This is a genomic window from Chitinimonas sp. (assembly GCF_041904975.1).
GTDB lineage: Bacteria > Pseudomonadota > Gammaproteobacteria > Burkholderiales > Chitinimonadaceae > Chitinimonas.
The window spans coordinates 1-9,916 of sequence record NZ_JAYRLZ010000154.1 but is presented as its reverse complement, the minus strand read 5'-3'; the positions used below and the strand labels follow the sequence as shown (position 1 = coordinate 9,916).

The 9,916-nt window shown below is 62.6% G+C and carries 5 protein-coding genes; 2 read left to right on the top strand and 3 right to left on the bottom strand.

The genetic code is table 11. The annotated features are described in order from the left end of the window. The 3 genes from ACE3OH_RS14205 to ACE3OH_RS14195 all read right to left on the bottom strand — a co-directional run. The coding region (locus ACE3OH_RS14205) for an RCC1 domain-containing protein (RefSeq protein ID WP_374354068.1) at positions 1-1,152 on the bottom strand (1,152 nt) is incomplete at its 3' end. Positions 1,153-1,163: 11 nt separating this feature from the next. Continuing rightward, complete coding sequence (locus ACE3OH_RS14200) at positions 1,164-3,146, bottom strand: CHASE2 domain-containing protein (protein ID WP_374354065.1); 1,983 nt, start codon at positions 3,144-3,146, stop codon at positions 1,164-1,166. After that, positions 3,146-6,451: a tetratricopeptide repeat protein gene (locus ACE3OH_RS14195; protein WP_374354062.1), complete on the bottom strand. Its 3,306-nt coding sequence runs from the start codon at positions 6,449-6,451 to the stop codon at positions 3,146-3,148. Before ACE3OH_RS14195 ends, ACE3OH_RS14200 begins: the two co-directional genes overlap by 1 nt. A 194-nt stretch (positions 6,452-6,645) precedes the next feature. Here ACE3OH_RS14195 and ACE3OH_RS14190 point away from each other — a divergent pair, with 194 nt between their 5' ends. Together ACE3OH_RS14190 and ACE3OH_RS14185 are read left to right on the top strand one after the other, a co-directional pair. Then, positions 6,646-8,640: a U32 family peptidase gene (locus ACE3OH_RS14190; protein ID WP_374354059.1), complete on the top strand. Its 1,995-nt coding sequence runs from the start codon at positions 6,646-6,648 to the stop codon at positions 8,638-8,640. A gap of 283 nt (positions 8,641-8,923) precedes the next feature. After that, complete coding sequence (locus ACE3OH_RS14185; RefSeq protein WP_374354056.1) at positions 8,924-9,853, top strand: DUF1186 domain-containing protein; 930 nt, start codon at positions 8,924-8,926, stop codon at positions 9,851-9,853. Positions 9,854-9,916: the final 63 nt, after the last annotated feature.

Here is a 9,916-nt window from a genome sequence, read left to right as displayed (position 1 = left end):
GCTGCTGCCATCCTTTTTCACCAGCAAGGCCTGGCCGCCGCCAGCGGCGAAGGATTTGATCTCACCCGCCAGCGCGACCGGTGTGGTGGCCAGCACCGAAGGCACAATGCCGCCGCCATTGCTGGGAGCCTGATCGTTACGGTCGATGCTGTAGAGCGAGCCATCGCCTTTTTGCAGCAGAACGAACTGGTCGTTGACGGCCAGGCCGATGGTGCTTTGTGCCAGGGTTACACCGGCAGCAGGCGCAATCGGATCTGCGGTATTGCTACCCCAGGCGGTTAACTTCCCGCTGGTACTGATAGCAAAGCTGGCCTGGCCGGCTGCGGCTATCTGCCGGTAGCTGCCGGCTATCTGCACCGGTTTGGCACGGGGAAGCTTGTTGCCGTCACCCAGCTGACCGCGCTGGTTGGCGCCCCAGGCGAGTAAAGTGCCATCGGCACGCAGCGCCATCGAGAAATCGTCGCCGGCGGCGATCTGCACATAGTCGCTACCGACTTGCACCGGCGTGCTGTGGGCAGTCTGGCTGCCATCGCCGAGCTGGCCAAAGCTATTGTCGCCCCAGGCCCACAGGCTGCCGTCTTCCAGCAGGGCAAGGCTATGCTGGCTGCCGGCGGCAACCGCCTTGACCTTGCTGAGCCCAAGGGCTACGGGTTTGGCGCTGGCACTGCTGGCACCATTGCCCAGCTGGCCGGCGCTATTGTCGCCCCAGGCCCACAGGCTGCCATCGCGTTTGATCGCCAGGGTATGGTTGGCGCCCAGCGCCAGATCCTGGTATTGCTCGCCAAGCTTGACCAAGCCGGAGCGGCGCAGGAAAAAAGTGCCATCGCCGAGCTGGCCGATGTTATTGGCGCCACTGCCCCACAAGCCGCCCAGGGTGTCGATCAGGAAAGTGCGTGCCCTGCCGGTATAGCCGCGTGCTACCGCGATGGCCGGGTTGATGGCGAGTGGCTTGTCGCTGCGGCCGTAGCGGCCAAGCAGACCGTCGCCATTATCGCCCCAGCCATACAGATTGCCGCTGGCATCGAGCGCCATCGAGGTGTAACCACGCGCGGCGATTTGCGGCGTGGCGGCGCACAGTGCCAAAGATGAGGCCAACAGCGCAAGGTGCAAAGGGTGGGTCAGGCGACGGATTCGGGATGATGCGCGGGTCATCAAAAGCTCGCTTACTTGCTATCCAGTAGCCAGGCGCCATCCCAGTGGATGGCCGGCGGATTGATCAGAAATACTTCCAGTCTGGCGATGAATACCTGGGCAACCGGGTCATCGGGCCAGCGCTGGGCCATGCCCTGCCACAGCGCCAGAGACTCTCCCCAGATTCGACTGGCGTAGGCGGCATGGGCGGCGTCGGTGGCGGCAATCAGTGCGGTATCGTCACACAGGGTGAACAGCGTAACGGCGACACGCTTGCCTTTCACCCGCACGGTATCAACGCGCCTATGCCCGGCAATGCCCGACAACCTGGCAGTATCCTCGCTATACAGCACGGGGGTGCCATAGTACTTGTTTGCGCCTTCCAGCCGGGCGGCAAGATTCACAGCATCGCCCACGGCGGTGTAGTTGAAGCGTTTGGGTGAGCCGAGATTGCCGACAATGGCCATGCCGGTATGCAGGCCGATGCGCATGCTCAGCGCCCCCTTGCCCTGACGTTTTCGTTCGGCATTGAAGCGCGCCATGGCGCTCAGCATGTCGCGTGCACACAGCACCGCCTTGCGTGCCTGGTCATCGTCGCGCAGCGGTGCACCCCAGAACGCCATGATTGCATCGCCGATAAACTTGTCCAGCGTGCCATCGTGGGCGAAAACCTCGTCGGTCATGCGCAGGAAGTATTCATTGAGCAGGGCGCCGACTTCGGCCGGTTTGAGCTCTTCCGCCAGGTCGGTAAAGCCGGCCAGGTCGGTAAACATCAGGGTGATCAGCTGCTGCTCGCCACCGAGCTCGGGGCCATGGCGCTGGTGTACCAGCTGGTGGACCACGTTCTCCGGTACATAGCGCGAAAACATGCTGCGGATGGCGCGCCGGCCGGCTGATTCGCGCCGCAATACCAAGCCGCCCAGCGCAAGAAAGGTCAGGGTGCAGCCCAACAAGGCCGGTGCAACCGGTAGCCAGTAGTCGCCATGCTTGAACAAGGCATATCCGCCCAGCGGCAACACCAGCCAGCTGGTGCCAAGCACCAGCAGCATCGGCCTGAAGTGAAGGCGCCAGCCCGCAATCACCATCAACAGCACCAGGACGACAGGCAAGATGTAGCGAAGGGAGGCGGGCACTTCATGCAGCGGGCGATCATCGAAGCCCGTTTCCACCAGATTGGCGTGAAACTCCACGCCGGGCATGGCGGTGCGGTCGAACAGGGTGAACGGGGTTTGCAGCTGATCCAGCTCGATGGCGCTGACATCGCTGGTGCTGAAGCTGGTGCGTCCCACCAGTACCAGGGCATGCTGGAAGTCGAATTTCGGCAGGTATTTGTCCGGCTCCAGCGCCTGGTAATAGGACAGGTAGATAAAGGTTTGCCGATGACCAAGGTAGCGCAGATAGTCGCCCGCCGGGTCAAAGCGCAGCCCGGTCTCGCGACTGATGCGGCGACCCAGCACTTGCCACATCGCATCCGGCTCGTGTGGCTTGCGGCGCAGTACCTGATCCTCATCCAGCTTGATATTGATTGCCCCGACTTCGGCGCCGGCGGCCACGAAGCGTGGCAAGGGGTCTTGCTTGACCCACACGCTGCCATAGTGCCCATCGGCCCGGGTGATGGCGGTGGCCAGCACCACCTTGCCCGAGCGCTTGATGGCGGCCTCCAGGGCTGCGTCGTCTTCCTCGTTGCTCGGAGTGTCGAACATCACGTCAAAGGCGATCAGCTGGGCGCCGCGTCGGGTCAGCGCATCGATCAGCTGCGCATGCAGACGCCGTTGCCAGGGCCAGCGCTGGCCGATAACCGGCACCGAATTGTCGTCGATGCCGACAATCACGATGGGCAGGCGCTGGGCGTACGGCGCGGTCAGTCGGGTCAGGACATCGAATTCCTTGAGCATGGCGCTGCGCCAGGGGCTCAGCTGCTCCAGTCCCCAGCCGAGCTGCAGCACCAGCAGGCCAATGCCGAGGGCCTGTGCAGTGCGTAGCCATTGGCTCAGCCGGGTCATGCCAGATTGCATCAGAACTTCCAGGTTAGCGTGCTACCCAGGGCAAGAGGATGTTCGGAATGGGCCTGGTAGCGGGCGTAACTATCCAATAGCCAGCGCGCGCTGTCACTACGCCATTGCAGATGCACACGACTTTGCCAGCCGGCAGGCAGGACTGCGCTGCCGCCTTCTGCAGTTTTGCGCTCGCTACGCCACAGCAATTCGCCTTGCACGCGCCATGGCGCATCGTTCCAGGTCAGCATCAGGCGGGCGCGATGGCGTGGAATATAAGGCAGCGGGGCGCCGGGCAGGCCAAGTCCCGCGCCGGATTGCAAACCGCTACCGAGGTTTTCACTGACGCTATACAGATAGCCGCCGCTGATCGACCATGCGGAAGACAGCAGATAGTCCGCTTCCAGTCCGCTATTGCGTATCCGGCCACGAATGAATATCGATGGCCGTTCCAATGTTTCGATACTGGAAAAGTTGCTGTTCTGTGCAGTTTGCAAGGCATCCAGTTCGCTCAGCGCTTGCTGATCGTTATCTGCTCGCCCAGTTACGCTGATATTGCTGACGCGCAGTTGTTCGCCAAAAGCGCTGATCAGACCACTATCTAACTTCCAGTCTGCCTGGAGGCGTGCGCGCTGCTGCCGTCCGCCAGCCAGTACATAGTTGTCAGCCAAGGGGGTGCCGACCGTGGCAGTGGGCATCAGACTACTGTCGCTGTATGGCCGCAGCCAGTCCTGCCAAATGGCACGCAGGCCAATATCGCCGGTTTGCCAATGCAGACCCAGCTTGGAGGAAAGCACCTGTTCATCGCGTTCGGCGTTGAAGCGCGCATCGACCAGACGCCCGTTTGGGAAAATCAGGCGATCCAACTGCGAAAACTGCTTGTGGTAGCGCTGCCAAGCCAGGTCGGTCTGCCATTGCAGCGCGCCTGAGGCTTGATGTAACGACAGCCAGATTTGGCCGCCATCATCATCGTGGCGGATATTGGTTTCTCCTGGGTTGCGTTGTTTCAGACGAGTCTCGATCGAGGTCTCATTCCGCCAGTGCTCAAGGCCAGCGGAAAAAGTCCACCCGGAGCTTCCTGTGTGACTTAGGCGCAACTGCGCGTCATGCTGGCTGATGGTTGTGCGTTGCGTGCCATTTCGACCTTGCGGGTTCTGCCGGTCATTGGTCGTGTCACCGGTACCGGCTTTCAGCCAGGCCATATCCTGCGGGGCCAGACGCCAACTCAGGCCGGTATCAGCGCGATTCGAAGCGGCCTGCTGTGCACCGGGTGTGCTGAGGTCATAGCGCTGGCGACTGCCATAGGCAAACAGGCCAAACTCTTGTGTCAGCTTGCCTCCCAGGCCGACGGTGAGGTTGGTTTGCTGGATGGTTTGCTGACTATCGCCTGGAGAAAAGTGCGAAGAATCAAGGTCGGCCAACCATGCCAGAGGCCGCCAGTCATTGTGATAGCCGCTGACAGCAGCATGGGCATCGCGCGCATCGCCACCCGCAATGCGGTAGGCCGACACGCCCAGCTCGCCATCCACCCCGGGTCTAACCAGCAAGGATTGACGCGCACGGGTGACGCCCAGCGCAGTCGGGTCGCTCAAAAGGCCCTGCATCAGTTCCGATTGCCGGTTCGGGCCGCTTGGATACTGGCTGGCGAGGAACAGATGGCTGCCGCCCCAATATTCATACAGGCCATCCTGAGCGAGGCGCTGCGCCCAGTTAGCCAGCCCCAGGTCGGATAGCGAGGCGCCCAGGCTGACGCTGCCGGCCTTATCTACCGCCAGCTGGTTGAGTGAGCGCAGGCGTGACTGGCGCGCCAACGCCTGCCGGTCGGCCGCAAGCGCCTGTTCCGGCTGCCATTGGTCGCGGGCGATCATCGCCTTGAAGCGCCAGGGCAGCGGGTCGTTCGGGTCCAGTTCGGCGGCGCGGGTCAGTGTGTCCTGCGCGGCTTTGATCTTGCCGAGACGGTAGTAAGCCGCGCCCATATACAGCTCGGATCGCGCATAACGCGGTTCGATGGTATTGGCGTGCAATAGTGCATCGAGGGCGCCGGCGTTATCGCCGGCTTTTAGCCGCGCCACGCCCAGGCCAGTCCAGGCAACATAGTCAGCCGGGTTGGCGGCAAGGGCCGCTTGGTAGTGTGCCTGCGCCTCGGTCGGCAAATCGGCCAGGGTGGCGAGCCAGGCCTGCTCCGCTGCGGCCTGGCTGGCACCGCGTGCCTTGGCTTGTGCCAGATCGCTGCGTGCGGCCGCCCAGTGTTCGCGTTCGGCGCGCACCGTGCCCAGCCCCAGCCAGCCTTCGGCGCGATCGGGCTGCAAGGCGATGGCGTGCTGGTAGGCAGCTTCGGCAGCGCCGGCCTCGCCATCGAACTGCGCAAGCTGGCCCAGTAATAGCGCCCGGTTGAACGAATCCGGCTGTTGGGCAAGTAGCTGCCGCGCCTGTTTGGCATCTCCCGCGCCGAGCGCCAGCTTGGCGGCCAACAGGCCGAAGCGATGTTCGTTCGGATAGCGAGTTTGTCCTTCGGCAAGCAGGGCGCGCGCCTGTGCGGTGTCGCCGGCCCAGGCAGCCAGCTCGGCACCGAGCAGCCAGGCTGCCACGCTGGGCGAGTCACGGCGCAGCGTGGCGAGACGGTTTTGATAGTCAGGAACCCGGTTTTGCCAGTCGGAATCGTTACCGAGCAAGCTGGCCCATTCCGGGAAATCGGCTGCATGCAGGGTATGACTGGTCACCCACTGCGCCCGCTCGGCAGTGCTGACCAGCTGGCGCTTGACCGGCGCCTGGCCGGGCAGGGCGGTTGCAGTTTCATTCTTGCCCACCTCGACCGCGCCATAAGCATTGCTGACCGATACCAGGCCACTCAGCACGGTAATGGTGCTGCTGCCGTCTTCGGCCACTTCCATCAGCCAGTCGGTGCCATGGATGCCGGCGGTCATGGTGGGTGTTTCCATGCTGAGCCCGAGGCCGGCATTCTTGGTCTGCGACCAGGCTTTGCCCTGTTGCAGCCACATGCGAGTGCCGCTATTGCCATTGGCGATGGCGCGCAACTGGAACACGCTGTTCTGGCCGAGCTTGATCTGCGCCTGATCGACCAGCAATAAACCCATGCTGCTGGCCGGGCCGGTACGCACCAGGCTTTCGGCGGCCAGTTGCAGGCGCAGGCTGGCTGGCAGCCACTGCTCGGCGCGTGGCAGGCGGTAGTCGCCGCGGCCGGTGATGGATACCACCTCCGCCGCCGGATCGGCCGCCTGGGCGATATTCGCCCAGCCCAATCCCAGGGATAGCAAGGTAATCAGCAGCGGGCGCCGCCAGGGTGGGGGGATGCGGGTGTTTTTCATGAGAGCTTGCAAGCGCGTCGACAGGGCCTGATGCCCGGCACGTCTTCTACCGACCCCGCACGGACCACGCAAGCAAAGTATTCCCGTTATTGAACCGATCTTGAATCATAGTGCTTGAAACCGGATCGGCATTGCTTCGCTAAGCCTCTGATTCCGCTATACTTCCGCCCCTTTTCTTCAATGCTGCATTTGCCATGAGCCTGTTACCCCATCAGCTGGAATTGCTTTCCCCCGCCAAAACGGTGGAAATCGGCCGTGAAGCGATCCTGCACGGCGCCGATGCGGTGTATATCGGCGGCCCCTCTTTCGGGGCGCGGCACAATGCCTGCAACGAGGTAAGCGAGATCGCCGAACTGGTGACCTTTTCCCATCGCTTCGGCGCCCGCATCTTCGTCACCCTCAATACCATCTTGCATGATGCGGAGCTGGAGCCGGCGCGCCAGCTGATCCATCAGCTGTACGACGCCGGGGTCGATGCAATGATCGTGCAGGATATGGGCATTCTGGAGCTGGATATTCCGCCTATCCAGCTGCATGCCAGCACCCAGTGCGATATCCGCACACCCGATAAAGCACGCTTTCTGGCCGAATCGGGTTTCAGCCAGATCGTGCTGGCACGCGAACTGACCCTTGAAAAGATCCGCGCTGTGCGTGCTGCGGTGCCGCTCGATACCACGCTGGAATTCTTTATCCATGGCGCGCTGTGCGTTGCCTACTCCGGTCAGTGCTATATCAGCCATGCCGATAATGGCCGCAGTGCCAACCGTGGCGATTGCTCGCAGGCCTGCCGCTTGCCTTATACGCTCACCGACGCCAGCGGCGGCGTCGTGGCTTACGACAAGCATCTGCTGTCGATGAAGGATAACGACCAGAGCGCCAATCTGGCCGCCCTGGTCGATGCCGGCGTGCGCAGCTTCAAGATCGAAGGTCGCTACAAGGATATGGGCTATGTGAAGAACATCACCGCCCACTATCGGTTGTTGCTCGATGCCTTGCTGGAACAGCGCCCCGAGCTGGCGCGTGCCTCCAGCGGCCGTACCGAGGTGTTCTTTACGCCGAATGTCGACAAGAATTTTCACCGCGGCCATACCGATTATTTCGTCAACGGTCGCGAGCATGGCGATATCGGTGCCTTCGATTCGCCGAAATATGTCGGTATCCGCTTGGGCAGCATCAGCCGCATCGGCCCGGACTGGTTCGAGCTGGATGCCAATGAGCCGCTGGCCAATGGTGACGGGCTCAACTATATGCACAAGCGCGAGGTGGTTGGCCTGCAGGCCAATCGTGTCGAGAAGCTCGGCAAAGGCGAGTCCGGCGAGCGCTGGCGGGTATGGCCGAACGAGCGCATCAACGACTTGCCGGGGCTGAAGGTCGGCTGCGATATCAGCCGCAATCGCGATCACGCCTGGGAGCTGGCCCTGACCAAGCAGTCGGCCGAACGCCGCGTATCGGTGTGGCTGAAGCTGGAAGACGCCCCCTCTTCGGTGAAGGGGGAGAGATTGATGCTCACCCTCACCGACGAAGATGGCATCAGCGTCAGCGAGTCGGCCATGCTGCCGCTTGAGCCGGCGCAACAGCCGGAAAAAGCACAGGCCAGCCTGCGCGACAGTCTGGGCAAGCTCGGCAATACCATCTTCCATGCCGAAGACATCACGCTGGCCACATCTCAGGCTTGGTTCGTGCCGGCGGCCAGCATCAACGCCCTGCGCCGCGCTGCCATTGCCAGACTGGAGAATGCCCGGCTCGCCGCCTGGCAGCGCCCGCCGCGCAAGCCGGAGGCCCAGCCGCCGGTGGCTTACCCGGACACCTCGCTCAGCTATCTGGCCAATGTGTATAACGCGGCGGCGCGGCAGTTCTATACCCGCCATGGCGTGCAGCTGATCGCCAGCGCCTACGAGGCGCACGAGGAGGCGGGCGAAGTCAGCCTGATGATCACCAAGCACTGCCTGCGTTTTTCCTACAATCTGTGCCCCAAGCAGGCCAAGGGGATCAAGGGCGTGCAAGGCCAGGTCAAGGCCGAACCGATGACACTAAAGACCGGCGACGAAACCTATACCTTGCGTTTTGACTGCAAACCCTGCGAGATGCATGTGGTCGGTGCCATGAAAAAACATATCTTCAACGCACCACCGCCCTCCAGCGTGCCGGTGTCGCCGATTACCTTTTTCAAGCAGCGGCCGGCCAGCTAGACCAGGCAGCTTGGTTAGGAAACCTCTGAACGACTCACCTAACGCGCCAAATGCGCGGTTCCCCCGCGCTATGCGGGGGCGGAGGGGGTGGGATGAAACAGCGAGAAATCAATGATCTATCTACTTTTGCGTTAGTCCCGGGTCTCCCGGGACAAGCGGTGGGGGTCGAAAACTCGATTCGTTCTGAGCTTCCTTAACGCAACGACGCGGCCTACCTTCAATCAGCCAACTTTCCGGCGCCTGCCTGGCAAGCGCCGCTACCGATACACCCAAGGCCAAAACCATGACGACACCGAACTGGCATGAACTGCTGACCGATCTCAACTTTTACACCGGCAGCTACCCGGAACAGGCGCTCAGCGCCGCATTGACCCACCCGCAAGTCAGCCGCGCGCCATTGCTGGCCGAGCTGGCCGCCTGCGCCAGCGACCCGACGCCACGTACCGATGATGACGAAGGCTGGATGCTGCATCTGTATGCCATGCACTTGCTGGCCGCCCAGCGCGACACCGAGGCCTTTGCCCCCTTGCTGGCGATCGCCCGGCTCGATGGCGAAGTGCTGGAACAGTTGCTCGGTGACCATCTGACCGAAGGCCTGCCGCGCGCGCTGGCTGCCACCTGCCCGGCCGGCGAAGAAGTACAGCTGCAGGCCCTGGCCAACGATGCATCGTGCTATCTGTGGAGCCGCTCCGCTGCCTTGCGTGCACTGGCGCTGCGGGCGCTGGAGGGCGACTACCCGCGCGAGGCCTTGCTGAGCTGGCTGAAGACCGAGTGCGAGCGCGAGGCTGATCGCATGGTGGATGGCGGCTTGCGGCCCGAACAGGGAACCGATACCGACCATCTGTCCGAGCTGGTGATCACCCTGGAGGAAATCGGCGCCAGCGAGCTGGCTGAATCGGTGCAGGCCTGGTTCGACGATGGCCTGATCGACGACAGCTTTACCAAGCCGGAAGATTGCATGGTGCGCTTGCAGCGCGACTGGGCCACTTGCCAGGCCGACGAGCTGGCACATGGCTGGGGCTATCCGCGGGATATCCTGGGCGAAATCAGCCGTTGGACCTGTTTCCATCCGGACGAGGACGACGAGGAGATGGATGAGGACGATGCTCCCAAGCAGGAGCCGGTAGTTCGCGATGCGCCCAAGGTGGGCCGCAACGACCCCTGCCCCTGCGGCAGCGGCAAGAAATACAAGAAGTGTTGTGGCGCAGGCTAAGGCCTGATGCAGTCGGGGGCGCCTGCGCCCCTGTGGCGGGAATTGCCACGGTTTTTACGACAA

Excerpts from the sequence above, each read along its gene's own strand:
- ACE3OH_RS14200 (WP_374354065.1), bottom strand. The coding sequence starts at position 3,146 with ATGCAATCTGGCATGACCCGGCTGAGCCAATGGCTACGCACTGCACAG.
- ACE3OH_RS14195 (WP_374354062.1), bottom strand. The coding sequence starts at position 6,451 with ATGAAAAACACCCGCATCCCCCCACCCTGGCGGCGCCCGCTGCTGATT.
- ACE3OH_RS14190 (WP_374354059.1), top strand. The coding sequence starts at position 6,646 with ATGAGCCTGTTACCCCATCAGCTGGAATTGCTTTCCCCCGCCAAAACG.
- ACE3OH_RS14185 (WP_374354056.1), top strand. The coding sequence starts at position 8,924 with ATGACGACACCGAACTGGCATGAACTGCTGACCGATCTCAACTTTTAC.